The organism is Methanobrevibacter intestini (genome assembly GCF_047402955.1).
GTDB lineage: Archaea > Methanobacteriota > Methanobacteria > Methanobacteriales > Methanobacteriaceae > Methanocatella > Methanocatella intestini.
The window spans coordinates 907175-928994 of the sequence record NZ_CP187956.1 but is presented as its reverse complement, the minus strand read 5'-3'; the positions used below and the strand labels follow the sequence as shown (position 1 = coordinate 928994).

Below are 21820 nucleotides of genomic sequence, written 5' to 3'. Positions count from 1 at the left end.
TCACATGCTCTTATTAAACATTTATAAACATTCAGTTACTATGTTCTATCATGGCACATTATATTGACCACCCATTAATAAAATCCGATTCTATCGAAGCTAGGTTATATCAACAGGTTTTAGCTGCCGATGTGTTAAAGAAAGGAAATACGATGATTGTTGCACCTACGGCATTAGGTAAAACTATAGTAGCTACTTTAGTAGCAGCAGATAGATTGGATAAAGTTAAAAACTCTAAAATATTAGTATTGGCTCCAAGTAAACCATTAGCTATACAGCACGAGTCTACTTTTAAGGAATTTTTAACTGTCCCCTGTTCATCAATTACAGGTGCTGTTAAAACTGATGAAAGAGTTAAAAGATGGGAAGAATCTCAAATAATCTGTGCAACTCCGCAAACTGTTGAATCTGACTTGTTGAAAGGAAGATATTCTCTAAAAGATGTATCTTTAGTTGTTTTTGATGAGTGTCATCACGGTGTTGGATCTTATTCTTATGTATATTTGGCTTCAAGATATGTTAAAGAATCTAAATTTAACCTGATTTTAGGACTGACTGCTTCTCCAGGTTCTGATAAAGAAAAAATAAAAGAAGTTTGTGATAATTTATATGTTCAAAATATTGTAGTTAAAACTGAAGAGGATTATGATGTAAGGCCTTATTTTAATCCGGTTGCAATCGATTGGGTTAGGGTTAAAATGAGTTCTGAATTGGAAAAAATTAAAAAACATGTTGATAAAGCTCTTAAAGTTCGTCTTAAAGGTCTTAAGAATATGGGAATTATTAGAACAGTTTCTGTTAACAAAACAGATATATTGAGAGCAAGAGGAAGAGTTCAAAGTGCAATTGCAAGAACTGTAAATCCTAAAAAGGAATGTTTCCAGGCTATTTCAATTTTGAGTGCAGTTATCAATATACAGCATTCTCAGGAACTTATTGAAACACAGGGAGTAGTTACATTTAACAAATATGTAGCTAGATTACGTAAAAAGAAAACAAAAGCTGCCAAATCATTAATTCAGGATCCTAATTTTGGCAAGGCTATTTATCTTGCAAGAGAAGCTGAAAAACATGGTTTGGAACATCCTAAACTTAAAAAAGTAACTGATATCATTAAAAAAGAATTGGGGCAAAATGGTCAAACCAAATTGCAGTCTGAGAGGTATGTTAAAGATGCTGACCAGAAATCTTCAAAAATAATGGTTTTCACTCAGTATAGGGATTCTCTTGAAATGATTCATCAGAAACTTGAAAAAGAAGGAATTAAATCTGCCAAGTTCTTTGGTCAGGCTTCAAGAGATGGTGAAAAGGGATTAACTCAAAAGGAACAAAAAGAAATCATTAAAGCCTTTAAAATTGGTGAATATGATGTACTTCTCTCAACAAGTGTAGCTGAAGAGGGAATTGATATTCCTGCTGTTGATTTGGTTATTCTTTATGAACCTGTTCCTTCTGAAGTTAGAATGATTCAAAGGAGAGGAAGAACAGGCCGTAAACGTTCAGGTCGTGTAAAAGTTCTTATTACAAATGGAACCAGAGATGAAGGTTATTACTGGGCTTCAATTAATAAAGAACGCAGAATGAAACGTCAGTTAATTGATCCCGAGGTATTGGAAGAGTTGAATTCCAATGCTATTGAAAGGATGGAAAATGAAAAAAGAGTAAAAGTTTTAGATCCTGCTCCCAAAAAGGAAGAACTTCCGGTTGTTTTTGCAGATACTCGTGAAGGTAATTCAAAGGTCATACGTCATTTGTCTGAAATGGAAATTGATGTTAAAGTTCAGGCAATGGCTGTTGGTGATTATCAGGTAAGTGATGAAGTTGTTATAGAACGTAAAACAGCTAAAGACTTTGTTGATTCAATTGTTGACAAAAGACTGTTTAAACAGGCAAGGTCTTTAATGGAGGAATTTAAACGTCCTTTAATTATTCTTGAAGGGGATGATTTGTACAATGGTATGATTAATCCGAATGCAATTAGAGGTTCAATAGCTTCAATAGCTCTTGACTTTGGAATCAGTATTATACCAACAAGAAACGCTCAGGATACTGCAGCTATGATTAAAAGAATAGCTATCAGAGAGCAAAGTGGTGAAAAAACACCAATTCAGATAAGAACTGATAAAAAACCTGTTAACTTGTGGGAACAGCAGCTGTTTATAATAGAATCCCTTCCAAATATAGGTCCGGTTAATGCTAAAAATTTATTGGAGCACTTTGGAACAGTAGCTAATATTATTAATGCTTCTGAAAGTCAGCTTCAGGAAGTTGAAGGTATCGGTAAAAAAACAGCAGCAAATATTCGAAAAGTAGTTGATTCCAAGTATTTATATTTCCAAAATGAGATTAAGGAAAAAAAATTATTGTAGGAAAACTGAAGGTAATTTAACCATCAATCTCCTAAATCTTCACTATGTACCGGAGTATAATATTTTTCAGCTACAAATGTAGGTAAAATAGCACTTAATACGAGTATTCCAGTTATTACACTATATTCTGTCTGATTGATTAATGCATTATTTAGTCCGAATACTGCAGCAACAAGCCCAAAGGTTAAACCGGTACTCATCATCATTGTAACATAGTTATAGTTTTGTTTTAAAAAGATTTTGCTTGGATAATAAACTCCAATGTATTTGCTTAGTTGACGTAATACAAATAATGTTAAAAAGATTCCAAAACAGCTATATATTAAAGGTATGGAAACTTTCATTCCTCCAATTATGAAAAATATTGGAGTTATAATAGCAAATGCAACGGTTTTGAATCTGGATTTAACTTCTCCTTTTTGAGTGTTTTTAAAGTGATCGGAAAGTATTACTCCCAATATAAATGCAGGTAATATGGCTTGCCCGCCTCCAAGACTTCCAAAGAATATAAATCCTAAAAGTAAGACAAAAACATATTTTATTTCCAGTTCTCCTATTTTATTTTTAAATAATGGATTTTCGAAAAATAAATCAGATTTATAATAAGCCATTACAAGAACTGCTAAAGACACTACATAAAATAATAATGTATAAATGTCAAATTTTGTAAATAAAACACTTAAAGCTATTGCAGTACATATGTCTGTTATAAATGTTGCAACCATTATTAATTTTCCGATTTTGTATTTAAATAGTCCTTTTTGAGTTAAAACGGAATAAACAACTGCAATACTTGTTTCAGATAATGCGGTACTTGTTAATAGCGCGGGATTTAATTCCCATCCTATAATGTAATAAGTTACTAAAAACACGATTACGAAAGGAATTAGAAATGATAAAAATCCTATTGTAAAACTTTCTTTAAAATTATCTTTCATTAAGTCAACATCAATTTCGACTCCAGCTAGAAATGTAAGCAATATTCCTCCAAAACTAGCTATATAAATCATCCAGGATTCGCTGTGGAAGAATCCCAGATTTCCTATTATTACTCCTACTGCAATTTCAACTACTGTTACACTAATTCCAGTTTTAATAGAAATTACACTAGCTAGAAGTATTATTATCCCTAAAATTAATGGAAATACATCAGCCATTAAATTATCCTCCTAAGTATTTTTTATATAACATAGGAGTTATCAGCAATTTTTGCGGTTTGAAAATAAGTTTCTGGTGAACCCCATCACCAAGTTATTATTTTAAATATTTTATTATTTAAAACTTTCATTATGATTTATACAACTTGCTATGATTCTCCTTTGGGAAAATTAACATTAGCTGGTAAAAACAATAAACTGATTGGTTTGTGGTTTGAAGGTCAGAAACATTTTTTTGGAAATTTTAAAGATAAAACAGGGGAAAATAATGATTTAACTATTTTTAAAAAAACTGAAAAGTGGCTGGATAGCTATTTTAGAGGGGGAAATCCTTCAGTTAAAAATTTGGATTTAAATCTGCAGGGAACTGAGTTCAGATTAAAAGTCTGGAATTTGCTTAAAGAAATTCCTTATGGTGAAGTTGTTAGCTATGGGGATATTGCAAAAAAGATAAGTTCTGATATGTCTTCTCAGGCAGTTGGCGGTGCTGTAGGCCATAATCCTATTTCTATTATTGTTCCATGTCATAGAGTTGTTGGTTTTGACGGCAAATTAACCGGTTATGCTGGCGGTTTGGAAAATAAGATTAAATTATTGGAATTGGAAGGTGTAAAAATAAGGGATTTAAAAGTTATTTTTTAAATAATCATAACTTTTTTTAACCCAATCCTTCTCATTTACTTCTATGATGTAGGTACCATTATACTTTTTATCTTCAAAAGTAGAGATGATACTTTTTAAATCAATAGAGCCATCACCTAATGCATAGTGTGAGTCATCATCACCATTATTATCATGGGCATGTATGTGTTTAATGGAATCAAAGTACATATCCTCCGGCCCATATCCTGCATGATTTGCATGACCGATATCTAAAGTCATGGACATGTCCAGGGAAGTGACCAGTTCATTTAATTCATAGGGATTTGAGTACATGTATCCTTCAAAAGTAGGCATATTTTCAATAGCTGCATTTACACCTAATTCTTTTCCATATTCTCCAATTTCTTCAATAGACTGTTTATTCAATTCAAAAATTTTATCTTCAAAGTCTCTGCCTAAAAAAGGGATAGATCCAGGATGAACAACAACAATTTCAGCATCAATTTCATTTGCAAGGTCAATGGATTTTTTAATTTCAGCTATTGAAGCCTGTCTGATGTTTTCAGTTAATGATGCTATGTTCAAATTGATAATAGGAGAATGGACGGTATATTTTAAATTGTAATTCTCAAAGATATCTGTATCTAAATCCTGATTTGGATACTGATGCAATATCTCTGCATAATCCAGTCCTAATTCCTCAAAATATTCTAAATTTGTTCCTATATCATCTTTAAATCCTGATAATGTTGATGCACCTATTTTCATTTATTTCACCTATTTTTTAACTGCAGTTATCTCTAAACCCATTTCTATGGCATCGAGCAATAGGTCAGATAATTCGATGCCTCTTTTTATTTTAATTTCTCCTTTTCTGCTTGTTGTAGCTGTAAGCAAATATTCTCCTCCAACAAAAATATCAAAGTTTTGCGTACCATTGACTTTTCCCAAATCTAAAATCAGCTGTTTTTTAGTGTGAATAATATCCACTTCAAATTTTTCACCGCGGGCCAGATGTCCTGGGGTGTTTTCAAGAATTTCAACACCTAAACTTATTCCAATATCCTTTTCAATCTCAGCTATTCTTTTCCCGTTTTTACCGATGATTTTTGGAATATACTTTTCATTAATGTAGATATTTGCCCTTTCAGGAGAAATTATTTCTACTCCTACTTTGGATTTCGGAATTAGTCTTTTAATTTTTCTAAGGATTTGCTGTTCAGCTAGCCTGTCTACAGCAGATTTGGAAGTAGATGGATCTCCTGAAGAATTGTTAACTAAATCAAGGTCCATTACAATTGTCTGCTCACCATATGTGTAGATTTCATTTTTAAGCTCTCCAGTTTCAAAATCACGAATTTCAATAACTGGTCTGGCTAAATCTGCTTCCTTCATACCTGATGGAACTTTAACAGTCATTTTTGTTTCAAATACTTCTTTAATATCTCCATCTTCAATGTAAATGCTGGTGTCTACTACTGAAGTAATTATTCCAAGCTCCACTCTTGATGAAATCCTCTGTATAGCATCTATTGGTCTTGTAGCATGAACTACTCCAATCATTCCGACTCCGGCCATTCTCATATCTGCAAATATGTTAAAATCACTGTTTTTTCTAAGTTCATCATAAATTGTGTAGTCCGGTCTGACAAGCAATAAAACATCAGCAGTATTTTCCATACTTCCTTCTAAAGGAGCATATTGTGTAATTTCTGCCGGAAGTTGCAGATCTCTTGGAGATTCCATTGTTTTTACAATTTTATTTAAATCTTCAGCATAATATTTAGCTAGTGCCTGAACAAATGTACTTTTACCTGCTCCTGGAGAACCTGAAATAAGTATTCCTTCAGCGCTTTTGCTTATCCGTTCCATCAGCTTTTCAGAGATGTTGTATTCCTCCAGACTAACATTAGCTACAGGTCTGACTGCGGTTATTTCAAAAGCTTCTGAAAATGGAGGTTTGGCCATTGAAATTCTGTATTCTCTGGATTGAATAACTGTTGATCCGTCTTTGTCTGATTCCAGATAGCTTTTAGGATCGCTTCTGCTTTTTTCCAGGATTTCATTATAGATATCTAACATGTCAGAGTATGTGTAAGCTTTGTCTCCAATTTTTACAAATTCCACATGTCCAGGTTTTCCTTTTTTAGCCATTGGAACAACATTTTCTTTTAAATGAACAGACATTGTGTCGTCGTCAAATAATTTTTCAATAGACAGTTCTGCATGTTTATATTCCTGTTTGAAGTAGTAAACAGAAATTCCCTGAGCTTTTGCAGTTTCAGCCTGAACTTTATCGTTTGTAACTAATGTTCCAAATTCACTTCTGGCTAAATCTCTGATTAAGCTGTCAATTTCTCCGCTTTTGGCATATCTGATGTCATAATTAGTCGGACGTTTTCCTTTAAAGGTAATAGCTAACTCGCCATTGTCTTGAGCTTCCTGTAATTTCTGAAGTTCTTTTAAACCATTTATTCCTTCATTTCTATTTGCATTTGCCTGATGTTCAAGTTCACAAACAACAGCTTCAGGAACAATAATTTCAGGATAATCCAAATCCTCTTTAGCTATTATTTTACTTATAGCTCCTTCTATTACAGCACTTGTATCTGGTATTATTGTTTTCATTTTAATACACATCATCGGGATTGAAAACTTTTTCTAAAATTGTTTCAAGTTCCTCTTCTTTTATGTTTTCAATATTTTTAGTGTTTAATTTTCTAAAAAAACATGAAAAGTAGCCTTCATGGCATGCAGCTCCGTTCTGTTTGACTTTCAAAACAACTGCATCCATATCACAGTCAACAAGTATTTCTTTAACTTCCTGAGTATGACCTGAACTTTCACCTTTCAGCCATTGGGAATTGCGGGAAGTACTCCAGTAATGGGCTTTTCCAGTTTTAACTGTTTTTTGAAGGGCTTCTTTATTCATATTGGCCACCATCAGTATTTGCCCAGTTTTCCAATCTTGGGCAATAGCTGTAATGACTTTCTGACCATTTATTTCATGTCTAAAATTAATTTCCATTGTTCATACACCTTTAATATATTCCACTATATTGTCAAGGTCTACTAATTCCTGGTTACCGCTTTCCATATTTTTAATGGTAATCTGATTGTTTTCCAGGTCTTTAGCTCCAATAATAGCTACCTGTTTTACTTTGATTTTATTTGCATGGTTCATTATTTTCTTGAATTTTTTACCGTTTAAATCAACATCACAGGCTATTCCTGCAGACCTTAAAGTTTGGGTTATTTCATAAGCTTTAAGTCTTACATCATCAGAAATTGGAGCTATGTAAATGTCAATAGGGCATGGAAGTTCTTCCGGTGTTGCAAGCTCTTCAATTGCATTCATCAATCTGTCAAAACCAAATGCAAAACCTGTGGAAACTACTTCTTCACCGCCAAATATTTTAATTAAACTGTATGTTCCTCCTCCGCAGACCTGCTTTTGAGCTCCGAGAGATGGAATATAAACTTCAAATACAATTCCGGTATAATAGTCAAGTCCTCTGGCTACACCTAAGTTTAAAGTGTAATTTTCCATTTTAAAACTGGCAAGTGTATCAATTAACTCTTCAAGCTCATTTAAAGCATCATGTGATTCAGGGTATGGTGCAACTAACTCTTCAATGTCTTTAATAATGGATTTGTCTCCAACCAAATCAATTAATTTAAATAAAACATTGTTTAACTCCTCATTGTCGATAATAGGGTTTTCACCAGTTAATGATTCTTTTAGAAGGTCTTTATCTCCTTTATCAATAACAACCATAACTTCTCTTTGGGTAGATGTATCTATGTTGAAATGTTTGAATAATCCGCGGATAATTCCTAAATGATTTATATTAACATCTGCACCAGGAATTCCAAGTTTTTCAATGGATTCTGAACACATTGCAATAACTTCAGCTTCTCCCTGCGGTGATTTTGCTCCGATTAATTCACAGCCAAATTGCCAGAATTGTCTGAATCTTCCTTTTTGCGGTCTTTCATATCTGAAACAGCTGCCGTAATAATAAAGTTTGATAGGTTTTGATGCAGTTTTTTGAAGTTCATTCAAGTATAATCTAGCTACTGGAGCAGTAATTTCAGGTCTTAAAGTTAATTCTCTATCGGATTTGTCTTTGAAATTGTATAATTGATCTACAATTTCCTCTCCAGATTTTGTTGTAAATAATTTTAATTCTTCAAATAAAGGTGTTTTAATTTCTTGATAAGCATAATTTTCAAATACATTGCGCAATATGTTTTCTGCTTTTTTTCTCTCTCTCATTTCATCAAAAAGAAAATCTCTAGTTCCTCTAGGTCTTGTAAATTCCATAATTGCCCTCCATTATTTTATCAATAATTTTATAATATTATAGATTTTATTATTTAATATATTTATAAGTGGTAGTTAATAAATTAAGAAAACAAGATTAAATAAATAAATAAATAAATTGGGAGTTTAAGTAAGGCTTTTTACCTTCTTAAACCCTTTATAAATGTATAAAATTAACAAAACAGCAGATACTACTGAAATAATCAATGTTGGAATTATCCAGGGAAATTCTAACATTATCATATCAATATATGTTGATTCTAAGAGAGTTACAACTAAATTATTGATGAAATGGACAGTTATTGGAATTAGAATATTGTCTGTTTTCAGATATAAAATACACATACAGATTCCAAATAAAAATGCACTTATCATTCCTCCAAATTCATGGCCAATTCCAAATAAAAATGAAGAAACTAAAATAGCGGGAATAATTCCGATTCTTAGTTTTAACCGATTAAGCAGTACGCCTCTAAAAACTAGCTCTTCAACAAGAGGTGCAAGAATAATTGTTCCAAGAGCATCTATAAAAAATGCAACTGGTGTAAGGCTAGTATAATCAAATTCAAATCCTGTTTCCCAGGTAGGGTCCAGAAATCCGATTATAATATCTAAACCGGAAAACAATGCAAGGAAAAGCATTGCAAAAAACAGGTTTATTAAAAATACATAAATGATTTCTTTTTGATTTTCAGTTTCAAAAACTTTATGGATATTTGAATTTAATCCTTGAGTACCTTTCAGAGCATAAATAAAGAATATTAATATTAAAAATGTAATTACAACAAAATATAATTCATCAGAATCATAAATGGCTGGAAATATTTCACTTAAAATTACTCCAAGGATTATAGCTGCTATTCCTGCAACTACCAACTCTCTAAGTTTTACTGATTTTAATCTTTCATTGAAATTAGTGATATTAAAATCCATAATTAAATATCTGTAAAAAGAAATATTTATACAATTAAATAAATATCACTAGTATATGATTAGTGGAAGTACAAAAATTGTAGGTCTGATAGGTCATCCTGTAGAACATAGTTTCTCTCCACTTATGCATAATGCAGCTTTTGGGGAATTGGGGATGGACTACGCTTACGTTCCATTTAATGTTTATCCTGAAAACTTAAAATCAGCTATTTTGGGAGCAAAATCTCTTAATATAAAAGGATTTAATGTAACTATTCCTCATAAAATCAATGTAATGAAGTATTTGGACAAATTGGATCCGATATCTAAACTGATTGGTGCGGTAAATACAATTGATTTTAAAGAAATGAAAGGATACAATACTGATGGAATAGGATGTATTAGAGCAATTGAAGAAGTAACTTCGATTAAAGATAAAAATGTTGTAGTGGCAGGTGCTGGAGGAGCTTCAAGAGCAATTTCTTTTTATCTGGCTCGTGAAAATCCTCAAAGCATAGCTATTTTAAACAGGAATATGAATAAAGCAAAATCATTAGCTGAGGATGTTAAAAACTCTAAATTAATGGATAATGTTATTTTTGATTCTACTGATAAAATAGCAGGTTATGTAAGTGATGCAGATATTTTAATAGATACTACTCCTGTAGGAATGAGTCCCCATACAAATGACGAAGCTATTGTTAAAGCAGAGGATATGCATTCTGATTTGGTTGTTAATGATATTGTTTACAATCCTAATGAAACTGTACTTCTTAGTGAAGCTATTAAAGCAGGTGCAACTCCTGTTTATGGAATTAAAATGTTATTGTACCAGGGTGCAGAGAGTTTTGAAATCTGGACAGGAAAGAAGGCACCTGTTGAAGTCATGGAAAAAACACTTAGAAAAACACTTGATTTGAGTAGATAAAATGGATTCTATATTTAATTTTGCCATTGAAAGGGATGAAGATAAATTTACAGCCTCTAAAAAAGATGTGTTGAAATTTTTAAAAATAATTGGCGTTGATACACGTTTTGTTAGCTATACTGCTGAAAAAATTTATATTAATAACCTGAGATTTTCCAAATTTTCAAGAAAAAGACAGGCGACATTTAATAAGGAATATCCTGACATTGAAGTAGTTAGAAACTCTTTATTTCAGAAAATCTGCTCCAAATCTTCTAAAGTCCTTGCTGATGAAATAAAACCGAACAGCACAATTCTGATTCCTGAAAATAATGCTCTGATTGAAATTATACTGGAGCCATATACCCGCAAATACGGTGTAAAACTGGTTTACGGCGGAAATCATGATTTAACTGTTAATCCGATTATTTTAGACAGTAAAGTAAACTCCATATTTTCAGATATTTTCAAAGGAAAAGGATTGACATTCAATAAAAAAGATAATGAGATTTATCCTTTAATTAATGTGCCTTTAGATTGGATTAATTCATTTTTGGAAATGGATGGTAAAAAAATAATCGAAACTGAGGATTATGATGATTTGTCTACATCATTTATGGAATTTTTAGAAGATGTAGCTCCTCAGTATCGTGAAAATGTTTTAAAAGCTTATGAGTATATTGAAAAAGAATTAGAAGTTAAATAAGGAAACTTGTTTGTCTGTTTTCTTTTTAGGTTTTTTTTTAACTTCTTTTTTTATTTCTTCAGCAGGTTCTTTTTTAACTTCTTTTTCAGGTTCTTTTTTTATTTCTTCGGAAGATTCCTTTTGAGGGGGAATTGTAGCCAGTAATCCGTCTTTGATTTCCTGAGCTCTCGCATGTCTTTGTTCAACTCTTTTTTGAGCTTTTTGCTTTTCCATTTTTTCAATAACTTTTTTAGGTATTTTTCTGGTTCTGAAACGTTTTATTTCATCTTCTTCAAAACCTAAAAAGTCAGATATTTCCCAGGCAAGCTCATTGTCTTCAAACATAATTTCAAGGTATGGAAACATTGAAATAGCTACACTATGTGAAATATGCATTTTTTGAGACATTTTTTCAGCTATTCTGTCTCTTAAATTTCTTTTTCCTCTGTTACGCCCCATTAATGTAAATACCGTAGGGGAGGTAATCCTTGTAAACTTTTTATAAGTTTCATCTTTCGCATCACTAACTCCAACTCCCATGAAATCAGTTGCATATTTCCAATAACCGTAATATCTGCTGCTTCTTGCTCTTCCGAAGTATAAATCAGCTTTTGCAATGTTTTCATATGCTTTTTTAATTTCTTTTTTCTTTGTGTATTCACGAGGAATATTTTCTGCAATGTATTCCATTACAAGTGTAGGGTCTTCTTCAACCATTAATGCCTTTTTAACATGATTCGGATTTTTACTTTTTAAAACAGCAGTAACTCCGTTGATTATTGTTGATCTGTCATCTTTTGTAGTTATATTTTCAACATCACTTAATTCAAGAATTTCATTTTTACTTGCCAGTGCCTGAAATGTGTTTATTGCTGAGCGCATATCTCCGTTGGATTTTTTAGCTAATTCCTTAAGTGCTGCAGGATTTGCTTTTATTCCTTCATTAGCTGCTATCTGTTTAAGCAATTTGTTAATACTTGGGCTTCTAACTTTACTCATTTTTAAAACATCACATTTTGTTTTAAGTGATGCAATACGTTTTGAATAAAAGTCGTTAGCTATTAAAATCATTGGATGTTTTGCTTTTTTAATAATGTCTCCAATAGCTCTTACTCCTCCGCGGTCATTGGTTCCATGAATTCCGTCTATTTCATCAAGGATAAGCAATTTGTATTCATCACCAAATAATGATCTGCTGGAAGATGATTCTCCAATGGTACGTTTAATAACATCCTGGGAACGTTTGTCACTTGCATTTAGTTCTATGTATTCTGAGAATTCTCTGGCTATTGCCTGAGCAAGTGTTGTTTTTCCAATTCCTGGAGGACCAACCAGAAGCAACGGCTTTTGAGGATTTCCCGCTTTCCAGTTATCCACCCATTTTTGGATTAATGCTTTTTCTTTGTTATTGCCAACCAATTCATCTAGTGTTTTTGGTCGGTATTTGTCTGTCCATAACATTTCTATACCTTATAAGAATTGGGTTAAAAGAGCTTCTAGTTGGATTCTTGGATTTGCTCCTTCCCTTATTCTAAAATCACAATCAGCTATTGCTTCAATTAAATCAATATAAATGTCTGCTTCCATTTTTCCTTCAAATACTCTTTTGGAAACATCCTGGTAGATTTGACTAACCATGTCTTCTCCGCTTGTTCCCTGTAAAACCATGGTTTCTCTTAAAAGGTTACGTGCACCCATAAAATCTCCAGATAATGCTTTTGTTATGAGATTATGAACATCCTGAGGTTTTGCTTTTGAAACAACTTCGTAAACTGCATCTTCATCAACATGTTTTCCTTCAGAAGCAGCTGCCTGAAGTACATTAACTGCTTTACGCATATCTCCTTCTGCAAAGTATTCAATAGCTTCAATTCCTCCGTCAGTGTATTCAAATCCTTCTGATGTGCAAATGTATTTTAATCTGTTTGCGATTTCTTCTCCTTTAATAGGTCCAAATCTGAATATTGCACATCTTGACTGAATAGGGTCAATAATTTTAGAGGAGTAATTACAGGAAAGTATAAATGAAGCAGTTTTAGTATACATTTCCATTTCACGACGAAGAGCATGCTGTGCATCTTTAGTCATGTTGTCTACTTCATCTAAAAATATTATTCTAAATGGGGCTCCAACAGGTTTCAGTCTGCAGAAATTTTTAATGTCGTTTCTTACAGTATCGATTCCCCTTGCATCTGATGCATTTAATTCTAAAAAGTTTTGTCTCCAGTACTCTCCAAGAATAGCTTTTACAAGAGCTATTGCAGTAGTTGTTTTTCCAACACCTGCAGGTCCTGTAAACATTAAATTAGGCATGCTTTCTTCCCCTACGTATTTTTGGAGTCTGTTTACAATCTGTTTTTGCCCTATAATATCATCTAATTTTTGTGGTCTATATTTTTCTACCCAAGGTCCGCTCATTCAATCACCGTAATTTATATGCTAATAATTTATGTATTTTTTATTAAATTAAGATTTTGGTACTGCCTAATTTAATACTTATAAAATTTATATATTAAGGTGTGATGATATGGATAATAAATATGTTGTAATTATAATTCTGATTGTTGCATTAGTTGCAGTTGTTGCAGGGTGTCTTTATTTTGTTTCAATACCTGCTACAGATAATAATCATGTAAATGAAACAAATATAACCAATAATGCTACTAATAGTTCTCAGGAAGATGCTCAGGTTTCAACTTATTCAGATAATTCTGACAAATCTTCTGACTCACAAAAGGAATATGATGACTGGCAGGAAGATTATGAAACCGGGGAGTATGATGAAAACGGAAATCCGATTTATAGAAGTGTATTTTCAACTTCAGGTGGTCAGTATGATCCTGGAGTATATGAGTCATACTGGTCTTCAAGCGGCCCAATTTCTGAAGAAAGAATAGGTTAATAAATAGGTAGTTATAAAGTATATAAAAAATTTATAAAATTATGAGGTATATTAAATGAAAGGTACATGGAAACTTAAAGCAAGAATGGTACTTACCATGATTATATTGTTTACTATTGTGTATTTCCTTGTTGTATTGGCTGGCAGCTATTTGGGAATTGGCGGACCATCATTTTACTTAATTATTAGTCTTTGTATTGTAGCTGCACAGTACTGGTTTGGTCCTACATTAGTTAAACATTCAATGAATGTAAGACCATTATCTGAAAGTGAAGCTCCAAATATTCATCAGATGGTTGAAGAACTTGCACGTGAAGCAGGAGTTCCAAAACCGCAGGTTGAACTTTCTGAAATAAATGTTCCAAATGCGTTTGCATATGGGAGATCTAAAAGAAGCGGACATATAGCTATTACTCGCCCAATTTTAGGTTTGCTTGATAGAAATGAGTTGAAAGCAGTTTTAGGTCATGAAATGGGCCACATTAAACATAATGATATGATTGTTACAGCTATTGTAAGCTTAGTTCCAATGATTTGTTATTATATTGCATTATCATTTATGTTTTCACGCAGTAATGAAAATAATGCAGGTATTATCATCGGAATATTAGGTTATGTATTCTATCTTATAGGACAGCTCCTTGTACTATTTATATCAAGAACAAGAGAATATTATGCAGATGAAGCTAGTGTGGAATATGGAAACCGTCCTGCAGATTTGGTTTCAGCCCTTTATAAATTATCTTATGGGGCTGCAAGATGTGATGACGAAACAATTAAAGATGTAAATACTGTTCGTGCATTTTTTGTTAATGATGTAGATAATGCTAAAAGAGATTTAAATGACTTCAGACAAATAGATTTTGATGGTGATGGATCCATTTCTGAAGAAGAGTTAAAAGAACTCAGTCAAAGAAATGTTGATGTTTCCACATCCAATAAAATTATGGAATTATTCTCAACACATCCGGATTCATTAAAAAGAGTAAAAAGACTTTCTGAGTTAGAAAATTAGGTGATTGATTTGAAAATGATTTTAGATGAACGTGGTAAGAAATATCTTCTTAAAGAAGACTGTGAATTTCAAAGTGATTTAGGTATTGTTACTAAAGAGCAGATAGCTAATTGTGAAGTAGGTGATGAGCTTAAAAGTCACTTAGACCACACATTTAAAATTGTTAAACCTACTGTTAATGATTTCATTGATTTGATGGATAGACGTTGTTCCATTTTGGTTAAAAAAGATATTGGAACAGTGTTGGCTTACACAGGTTTAGGTTCAGGAGACAGAGTTGTTGATTCTGGAACTGGTGCTGGAGCTATTGCACTTAACTTTGGAAATGTTGTTGGAGACACAGGTAAGGTTTATACTTATGAAATAAGGGAAGATTTTGCCAAAGTTGCTCAAAAAAACATTGAAACATTTGGAATTACAAATATTGAAGTTAAAAACAAGGATATTAAGGAAGGCATTGATGAAAAAGATATTGATTTGGTCTTTTTAGATTTGCCAAAGCCTTTTGAAATATTTGAAGAAGTTTATGAATCCTTGAAAGTCGGCGGATGGTTAGCAGTTTATGCACCATATATTGATCAGGCAGAAATAGCTTATAGGGTAGCTAAAAAACTTAATTTTTATAATATTGAAATATTGGAAACATTAGAAAGAGGTCTGGAAGTTAGACCTCAGGGAGTCAGACCAAAAACTCGTATGGTTGGCCATACTGGATACTTGGTCTTTGCCCGTAAATTATAAAAAAATTAAAGAGCATTTAAACTCTTTAATTAATCTTTTTCTAAAACAGTAATATTGTATCCCATATCTAATCCGTTAAATGGGTCATATGCTGTTAAAATATATTCTCCAGGGATTAACCTGATATTTAATGTTGCAATTCCAGATTCATTAGTTAATTTTTTGTAAAATACTCCGTGAATATTGAATGTTATGTTTGTATTGGTTACAGGGTTTCCTTTTTCATCTAAAAGGGTTGCATGAAATTGCGTGTCATTTAAATAAGTTTTTACAATACTTTTAGCTACTATAGTTGGTAAAACATTAACGTTGTATCCTATATCCAATCCTGTTAATGGATCGATGCAGGTTAAAATATATGTATTCGGTCTTAAGTTAATATTTAATTTAGCTATTCCATTTTTATCAGTCTGTTTAGTGTAGAACACTCCATTAATGTTAAATGTCACATTGGTATTAGCTAGTGGGCTGCCATCTCCTTTTAGGAATGTGGCATAGAATTGAGTTCCGTTTCTATACATTTTAACAATATTTTTTCCATTAATTGTTGAAAGTACAGTAATATTGTTGGTTATAACATTTCCGAGAGTGTAGGTTTTTATTGTGTAATTTCCTGGTCTGAGATTAATGGACATTGAAGCGATTCCGTTTTTATCACTGGTTTTAGTGTAATTTTTTCCATTGATTTCAAATATCACTTTTGAATTAGCTAATGTTTTAACAGCAAATTGGGAGTCATTTTTATAATATTTTACAAGATTGCTGCTTTCTATTTTGAAGATATCCAATGTGAATTTTTGATTTCCGATACTTGCAGTTATATTGTCTCTATTTTTAGTATCAAAACTTAATTTAGCTATTCCATTTTTCAAATCAATGCTTTGAGTGTAGTTTAAACTTTCAAAAAGAACTTCTCCGTTTATATTCATATTTTTGGAAGTTGTTGTTTTGGTAAGGTTATTATAGAGATTATTTAAACTTACAGTTATGTTTCCTTTTGAATTTTGAACAAGTGTAGAGGGATTGGATGTAATTGTAGCTACTGCCCAGTTACTTAAATTCATTCCAGTTACATTATTTGTTCCCCACCAGTTGTAGGAAGCATCAATATTTATTCCTTTAACTGTTGAGTTTAAAATATTGTTGTAATTTAGGATTATGTCTCCTTTTTGGTTTTGATTTTTAATGTCATTGTTTTTAAATACTGAATATGTTATTGTTGTTATTTCCGGAGTTAATTCATTTTGAATATTTATTATAGCTCCTCCGGAATATGCAATGTTGTTTATAAATTTACAGTTTTCAACAGTTAATGTTGTATAAAAATTGTAAATAGCTCCTCCTTCGTTAGCTCCGTTGTTATCTTCAAATATGGAATTGGTAATTGTTGCAGGTCCCCAGTTTTTAATAGCTCCTCCTAACTCTCCATGTTTTCCGCAGCTGTTTTTTTGAAAGATTGATGAATCTATTGTTAAAAATCCGTGGTGATTGTATATTGCTCCGCCACGTGTGGCCTGATTGTTGATGAATGTGGAATTGGTAATTGTTACTTTTCCTGCTTCATTGTGTAGGAATCCTCCCTGGCTTTCTGCAATGTTATTTTTAAATACTGAATTTTCTACATTTAAAGTTCCAAGATTATTAAATACAACTCCTCCGTAGCCGTTTACTTCACAATTTGAAAATGTGGAGTTTTTTATAGTGGTTTGTCCGTTATTGTAGATTATGCTTCCACCATCTCCTTTTCCATTTATGAAATTTATTCCAATCAATGTTAATTTTGCATTTTTGTTAACAGTAAACACTTTATTGTAATTTGCATTGATTGTTACATTTCCACTGTTTTTTGAGGATATGGTTAAATCATGGTTAATGTTAATGTTATTTTCATTATAGTTTCCAGTTTCTATGTAAATATTGTCTCCACTTTGGGAATTGCTTACAGCTTCACTAACTGTTGTGTAATCACTTCCATTGCCTCCAACGTCAATATCTGTTGCACTGGCTGAAGCGATTGTTAGCACAAATAGGAAAACTAGTAAAACTGATATAGCTATTTTATATTGTTTATTCAATTTTCATATCTCCTATTAAAAATTTTAAAATAATCACTATTATTTAATAGAAGTTTTGGTGATGATTGTATTTTAAATTTATCAAAAAGTTATTAAATTAAAGTGGAAATGTCAGCGGTATATTGAAAGGTTCTATATGAAGAATCATATAGGGTCCGTTTTCATAAAGCAGTACACAAAGTAGTATGAAACATATTAGGCTTAGAATTATTCCTGAATTTTCATGGTGTTTAATGCACAAAATAAGATAAATAGCTACTAAAATCATTAAAATTATCTCTATAAAGTGTGAAATAGGAAATGTCATCCAGTCTATATGTGAAATCATTGTGATGATACTTACAACAATTAATAAAATAACTATTTTATTATAGTTTTGGAAGTTCATAATTGTTATTATATAAGTATGTATATATATAATTTTGTTTAATGTATTTAAAAAATAAGTGAATGAATAAGGTTTTCAACCCTTATTCCATAAAAATAGCCGGTTTGTAAGGCATTGCATTTCTGGCTTTGTTTTCTGGATCATAGCTGTCATCAGTATGTATGATGACTTCATCGTCAGTTTCTTCACCAATATAATCTAGTGCATCACTGATGATTTGGTTTTCATCAATTTTACCTACATATTTGGTTTTAGTCATTTCACGACCTATTTTTTTAGCTACTGCTGCTATTTCTTTTTTGTCATCATAAATATTTGCCCCAATAGCTCTGCCCATAATCTGACCAATATCCGGTTTTCCAATTTCTTCAGCTATTTCATATAAGTCCCATTTCCAATCCGGAGCAAGGTAAACATGGATTTTTTCCACATCTCCTTTAACCATTTTCTTGATTTGGTTAATATCTTTAATGATATTTTGAACTAATTCTTCAGATTTTTCAATTTTCGGACTTACTAGGTTTTCATCAGCTTCCGGCCAGCTGGCCTGACTTACGTAACCTTCTCCACCATATGTTGCCCATAATTCTTCACAGGTATGTGGAGTAAATGGAGCAAGCAATCTGATCCATGTTTCAAGAACTGTTGAAAGTACATAGATTATAGCAGGGTCCTGGGAGTCAAGCAGGTGTTTTACTCTGTATAAGTAATGATCAACATCTTTTTTAAGTAAGAATAAAGATTCCTGAAGTGCTTTTCTTGTTTGGAATCCTTCTAAAGCTTCAGTAGCTTCTTTAATGTGCTGATTTAACTGACTTAACATCCAAATATCAATGGTACGAGTTAATTCGACTTTTTCGATATTGGTTAAATCTAATGGGGAGTTTTTAATTTCTTCTACTTTAGCGGCAAATTCTCTAAACCATTCCAATCTTCTTTTGGTTCCGAGAACTTCTTTTTCTCTCCAGTCAAAGTCTTGCCATGGTTCAGCTGATGCCATTAGGAAAAGCCTTACAACATCTGCACTGTACTGTTCAATAGCATCTTTTAATAAAATAACATTTCCTTTTGAGGAAGACATTTTATTTCCTTCTAAAAGACCCATACCAAAGACTACAGTTCCTCTAGGCCATTTTTCTTTAGGATAAATTGCACTGTGGTGGAACATTAAAAAGCTTAAGTGGTTTCCAACTAAATCTTTTGCAGATAATCTCCAGTCAAGAGGATACCAGTAATTGAATTCATCTTGGATTTCAGCTACAGTTTCACTGTCAACTTTTACATCATCGCTGTCAATATCTAAAAGAACTTTATCAAAGAATGCAGGGTTTAAATCATCAGCATTCATGTTTCTTAAATATTTAGCTATTGTATAATAGGACATATAGATAGTTGAGTCTGTAAGAGGTTCTATTAACCATTGTTTGTCCCAAGGAAGTCTGGTTCCAAGTCCGACATTCCTGGAACATGCCCAGTCATCTAACCAGTCAATATAATATTCAAAGTTGTTTTTAACTTCTTTAGGAATGATGGTTTCACCATTAAGAACTTCATGGGTTTTTGCAGTCCATTCTTCATCTGAATATTTAAGGAACCATTGATTGTCCATTATTTTAACAACACAGTCTTCACCACATCTGCAGATAACTGGCTTTTCTGCAAAGTCATACATGATGGTAGCCATGTTTTTAGCTATCATATCAGCTTTAAATTCTTCTCTAGCTACTGATACTTTTTTACCACCATATTCTGGAATATGTTCGCTGATAATACCTTTTCTGTGCTCTACTTTGTATAATTCATTAGTAGCATCATGAAGTTTAGGGTCATTTTGATCTTTAATGCCTAATTTTTCAATTATTTCTGCAGCAGGAATTTCTCCGTATCCTTTTACACTACATACATTAATCGGATTTACATCATCAATAATGTCTTCTAAATGATATTTGGCTATTAATTCTTTATTGTTTTTTAAGTCCTGAAGAGCAATGTAGTCTGCAGGTGCATCTGCAGGTTCTGAAAATACTACTCCACTACCATATGAACCACTTACGAAGCTAGCAGGAAATATTGGTAATTTGTCGCCGGTAAAGGGATTTTCAACAAATCCTCCAATTAAGTCATTAGGGTCTATTTCCTGAATAATGTCCAAATCTTTAATTTGATGTTTTAAATTGTGGTGAGCTTCTTTTGTAATAATCCAGTGTTCGCCTTCAGCATTGACCTCAATATATTCAATATCAGGATTTAACCAAATGTTGGTAGCTCCGATAATAGTTTCTGGTCTTAAAGTAGCTGTAACAAGGATTTTATCATCCATTTTAAATTTAAGTAAGGTTAATTCATTAACTCCTACTCCTTCTCCTTCAAGCAAATCATGATCTCCAACAGGGTTTTTATCTCTTGGACAGTATTTTACTGGATGTTCTCCTTTTATAATTAATCCTTTATCTTTTAATTTGCCGATTTGCCATTCTACAAATTTTTTGTAAGTCGGATCAATAGTTCTGAATTCTCTTCTCCAGTCAATGGAATATCCCATATCGTGCATTACTTCATTGTATTCGCTACTGAAATATCTTACAATGTATTCTGGGTCTGCTAAATTAGGAAGTTCCTCTTTAGGAACTTTGTGAACATTTTCATACAAATCCAAGGTCCATGGATCTTTTCTTCTAACTCTTTCAGCTATTCCAATAACAGGAGCTCCGGTTACGTGCCATGCCATAGGGAATAATACGTTGTAGCCTTCCATTCTTTTAAATCTTGCATAAACGTCAGGAACAGTGTATGTACGCCCATGTCCAATATGCATAGCACCACTAGGATATGGAAATGCTACAGTAAGGAATAATTTTTCTTTATCGTTAGGGTCGGATTCAAAAAGTTTGTCATCTTCCCATTTTTTCTGCCATTTTTTTTCTATATTTTCTGTCACTAAATCACCATTACAGTCTTTTCAGGGCTTTCAGGAACTTTGCTTTTATGTGCGTTCCTTTTTACTTTATTTATAATCATATCAATTTCATCAATTGAAATATCTAAGTTTTTAGCTATTTCTTCTTTTGAAGTTTCTTTATCTTTGTACTGGTAAAGAATTTTATCTAAGTTTTCATAGGTCATTCCTATTTCATCTTCATCAGTCTGATTGTTCCATAAACCTGCGCGTGGAGGTTTATTGATTATTTCTTCAGGAACTCCTATATATTTAGCTAATTCAAATACATCAGTTTTGTATAAATCTCCAATTGGTTCAATATCACAGGCTCCGTCTCCGTGTTTTGTAAAGTATCCAATTAGTATTTCACTTTTATTTCCGGTTCCGCTTACAAGGTAACCTTTTGAATTTGCATAATAATATATGATAGACATTCTGATTCTGGCTTTAAGGTTTCCAATAGCTAACTGTTCGTTTTCTGTTTTATATTGTGTAACAGATAAAAATTCGTTTAAAATACTGTCAATAGCCATTTCCTTATAATCAATACCTAATATTTTAGCAATGTCTGTTCCATGAATTTTATCTTCTGTTGGGGTGGTTGTAGATGGCATAACAATTCCAAATACATTTTCTTTACCAACAGCTTCTGTAGCTAAGTATGCAGTTAATGTTGAATCTATTCCACCACTTAATCCAACAACAAGTCCTTTTGCATTAGCTTCAGATACTTTGTCTTGAATGAATTTGATTATGCTTTCTTTTGTTGTTTTAGTATCTAATTTTGGAAGCTCGTTCATG

General features: G+C 32.2%; 18 protein-coding genes and 1 riboswitch. Of the genes, 7 read left to right on the top strand and 11 right to left on the bottom strand.

Features of this window, described 5'->3' with window-relative positions; all coding sequences use genetic code 11:
- Nucleotides 1–50 precede the first annotated feature (50 nt).
- Complete coding sequence (locus ACMC9J_RS04335) at nt 51–2369, top strand: DEAD/DEAH box helicase (protein ID WP_019268788.1); 2319 nt, start codon at nt 51–53, stop codon at nt 2367–2369.
- A gap of 23 nt (nt 2370–2392) precedes the next feature.
- Here ACMC9J_RS04335 and ACMC9J_RS04330 read toward each other — a convergent pair whose 3' ends face one another.
- Entirely contained in the window at nt 2393–3526 is a 1134-nt protein-coding gene (locus ACMC9J_RS04330; RefSeq protein WP_427003605.1) for a cation:proton antiporter, read from the bottom strand.
- Nucleotides 3527–3552: 26 nt separating this feature from the next.
- Nucleotides 3553–3626, bottom strand: a riboswitch (Fluoride riboswitch).
- Between the two features lie 32 nt (nt 3627–3658).
- Here ACMC9J_RS04330 and ACMC9J_RS04325 point away from each other — a divergent pair.
- Nucleotides 3659–4168, top strand: coding sequence for a methylated-DNA--[protein]-cysteine S-methyltransferase (locus tag ACMC9J_RS04325; protein ID WP_427003604.1), 510 nt, complete (start codon nt 3659–3661; stop codon nt 4166–4168).
- Here the strand turns inward: ACMC9J_RS04325 and ACMC9J_RS04320 are convergent.
- The 5 genes from ACMC9J_RS04320 to ACMC9J_RS04300 all read right to left on the bottom strand — a co-directional run bounded on the left by ACMC9J_RS04320 (nt 4151) and on the right by ACMC9J_RS04300 (nt 9389).
- Complete coding sequence (locus ACMC9J_RS04320) at nt 4151–4897, bottom strand: sugar phosphate isomerase/epimerase family protein (protein WP_019266801.1); 747 nt, start codon at nt 4895–4897, stop codon at nt 4151–4153. The genes ACMC9J_RS04325 and ACMC9J_RS04320 overlap by 18 nt on opposite strands.
- 9 nt (nt 4898–4906) lie before the next feature.
- Nucleotides 4907–6757, bottom strand: a complete 1851-nt coding sequence (locus tag ACMC9J_RS04315) for a PINc/VapC family ATPase (RefSeq protein WP_427003603.1) — start codon at nt 6755–6757, stop codon at nt 4907–4909.
- Between the two features lies 1 nt (nt 6758).
- Nucleotides 6759–7157 carry a phosphoribosyl-AMP cyclohydrolase gene (hisI, locus tag ACMC9J_RS04310; protein ID WP_094516116.1) on the bottom strand — a complete coding sequence of 133 codons (399 nt, stop codon included), beginning with the start codon at nt 7155–7157 and terminating at the stop codon, nt 6759–6761.
- Between the two features lie 3 nt (nt 7158–7160).
- Entirely contained in the window at nt 7161–8456 is a 1296-nt protein-coding gene (gene hisS / locus ACMC9J_RS04305; RefSeq protein ID WP_019266799.1) for a histidine--tRNA ligase, read from the bottom strand.
- Between the two features lie 126 nt (nt 8457–8582).
- Complete coding sequence (locus ACMC9J_RS04300; protein ID WP_331865241.1) at nt 8583–9389, bottom strand: CPBP family intramembrane glutamic endopeptidase; 807 nt, start codon at nt 9387–9389, stop codon at nt 8583–8585.
- Between the two features lie 55 nt (nt 9390–9444).
- Between ACMC9J_RS04300 and aroE the strand changes: the two genes are divergently transcribed.
- Together aroE and ACMC9J_RS04290 are read left to right on the top strand one after the other, a co-directional pair.
- Nucleotides 9445–10296, top strand: coding sequence for a shikimate dehydrogenase (aroE, locus tag ACMC9J_RS04295; RefSeq protein ID WP_427003602.1), 852 nt, complete (start codon nt 9445–9447; stop codon nt 10294–10296).
- A gap of 1 nt (nt 10297) precedes the next feature.
- On the top strand, nt 10298–10981 hold the full coding sequence (locus ACMC9J_RS04290) for a hypothetical protein (RefSeq protein WP_019266797.1): 684 nt from the start codon (nt 10298–10300) through the stop codon (nt 10979–10981).
- Here the strand turns inward: ACMC9J_RS04290 and ACMC9J_RS04285 are convergent.
- Together ACMC9J_RS04285 and ACMC9J_RS04280 are read right to left on the bottom strand one after the other, a co-directional pair.
- On the bottom strand, nt 10967–12421 hold the full coding sequence (locus ACMC9J_RS04285; RefSeq protein WP_427003601.1) for a replication factor C large subunit: 1455 nt from the start codon (nt 12419–12421) through the stop codon (nt 10967–10969). The two genes, ACMC9J_RS04290 and ACMC9J_RS04285, sit on opposite strands and share 15 nt — an antisense overlap.
- Nucleotides 12422–12430: 9 nt before the next feature.
- A complete protein-coding gene (locus tag ACMC9J_RS04280) occupies nt 12431–13378 on the bottom strand; it encodes a replication factor C small subunit (RefSeq protein WP_427003600.1) in 948 nt (315 codons plus the stop codon).
- Between the two features lie 109 nt (nt 13379–13487).
- Here ACMC9J_RS04280 and ACMC9J_RS04275 point away from each other — a divergent pair, with 109 nt between their 5' ends.
- Genes ACMC9J_RS04275 through ACMC9J_RS04265 form a run of 3 tightly spaced genes read left to right on the top strand, consistent with a single transcriptional unit; the run spans nt 13488 to nt 15618 of the window.
- Nucleotides 13488–13862 (top strand): hypothetical protein, encoded by a 375-nt coding sequence (locus ACMC9J_RS04275; protein ID WP_427003599.1) that lies wholly within the window; start codon nt 13488–13490, stop codon nt 13860–13862.
- A gap of 55 nt (nt 13863–13917) precedes the next feature.
- Nucleotides 13918–14877 carry a zinc metalloprotease HtpX gene (locus ACMC9J_RS04270; protein ID WP_400223102.1) on the top strand — a complete coding sequence of 320 codons (960 nt, stop codon included), beginning with the start codon at nt 13918–13920 and terminating at the stop codon, nt 14875–14877.
- 15 nt (nt 14878–14892) lie between these two features.
- Nucleotides 14893–15618 (top strand): tRNA (adenine-N1)-methyltransferase, encoded by a 726-nt coding sequence (locus ACMC9J_RS04265; protein ID WP_019265063.1) that lies wholly within the window; start codon nt 14893–14895, stop codon nt 15616–15618.
- Nucleotides 15619–15647: 29 nt separating this feature from the next.
- On the opposite strand, the gene ACMC9J_RS04260 is transcribed toward ACMC9J_RS04265, so the two are convergent.
- From ACMC9J_RS04260 to ACMC9J_RS04250, 3 genes are all read right to left on the bottom strand, one after another.
- A complete protein-coding gene (locus ACMC9J_RS04260; RefSeq protein WP_427003598.1) occupies nt 15648–17693 on the bottom strand; it encodes a hypothetical protein in 2046 nt (681 codons plus the stop codon).
- A 470-nt stretch (nt 17694–18163) separates the two neighbouring features.
- Complete coding sequence (gene leuS / locus ACMC9J_RS04255; protein ID WP_427003597.1) at nt 18164–21019, bottom strand: leucine--tRNA ligase; 2856 nt, start codon at nt 21017–21019, stop codon at nt 18164–18166.
- Nucleotides 21019–21819 (bottom strand): NAD+ synthase, encoded by an 801-nt coding sequence (locus ACMC9J_RS04250; RefSeq protein WP_019265060.1) that lies wholly within the window; start codon nt 21817–21819, stop codon nt 21019–21021. Before ACMC9J_RS04250 ends, leuS begins: the two co-directional genes overlap by 1 nt.
- Between the last annotated feature and the right edge of the window lies 1 nt (nt 21820).

Bases quoted from the DNA above. Each gene is read 5' to 3' on its own strand.
- ACMC9J_RS04335 (WP_019268788.1), top strand. From the start codon at position 51: ATGGCACATTATATTGACCACCCATTAATAAAATCCGATTCTATCGAA.
- ACMC9J_RS04265 (WP_019265063.1), top strand. From the start codon at position 14,893: ATGATTTTAGATGAACGTGGTAAGAAATATCTTCTTAAAGAAGACTGT.
- ACMC9J_RS04270 (WP_400223102.1), top strand. From the start codon at position 13,918: ATGAAAGGTACATGGAAACTTAAAGCAAGAATGGTACTTACCATGATT.
- aroE (WP_427003602.1), top strand. From the start codon at position 9,445: ATGATTAGTGGAAGTACAAAAATTGTAGGTCTGATAGGTCATCCTGTA.
- ACMC9J_RS04285 (WP_427003601.1), bottom strand. From the start codon at position 12,421: ATGTTATGGACAGACAAATACCGACCAAAAACACTAGATGAATTGGTT.
- ACMC9J_RS04315 (WP_427003603.1), bottom strand. From the start codon at position 6,757: ATGAAAACAATAATACCAGATACAAGTGCTGTAATAGAAGGAGCTATA.
- ACMC9J_RS04325 (WP_427003604.1), top strand. From the start codon at position 3,659: ATGATTTATACAACTTGCTATGATTCTCCTTTGGGAAAATTAACATTA.
- ACMC9J_RS04280 (WP_427003600.1), bottom strand. From the start codon at position 13,378: ATGAGCGGACCTTGGGTAGAAAAATATAGACCACAAAAATTAGATGAT.
- ACMC9J_RS04275 (WP_427003599.1), top strand. From the start codon at position 13,488: ATGGATAATAAATATGTTGTAATTATAATTCTGATTGTTGCATTAGTT.
- hisS (WP_019266799.1), bottom strand. From the start codon at position 8,456: ATGGAATTTACAAGACCTAGAGGAACTAGAGATTTTCTTTTTGATGAA.
- ACMC9J_RS04290 (WP_019266797.1), top strand. From the start codon at position 10,298: ATGGATTCTATATTTAATTTTGCCATTGAAAGGGATGAAGATAAATTT.
- ACMC9J_RS04320 (WP_019266801.1), bottom strand. From the start codon at position 4,897: ATGAAAATAGGTGCATCAACATTATCAGGATTTAAAGATGATATAGGA.
- ACMC9J_RS04330 (WP_427003605.1), bottom strand. From the start codon at position 3,526: ATGGCTGATGTATTTCCATTAATTTTAGGGATAATAATACTTCTAGCT.
- hisI (WP_094516116.1), bottom strand. From the start codon at position 7,157: ATGGAAATTAATTTTAGACATGAAATAAATGGTCAGAAAGTCATTACA.
- ACMC9J_RS04250 (WP_019265060.1), bottom strand. From the start codon at position 21,819: ATGAACGAGCTTCCAAAATTAGATACTAAAACAACAAAAGAAAGCATA.
- ACMC9J_RS04300 (WP_331865241.1), bottom strand. From the start codon at position 9,389: ATGGATTTTAATATCACTAATTTCAATGAAAGATTAAAATCAGTAAAA.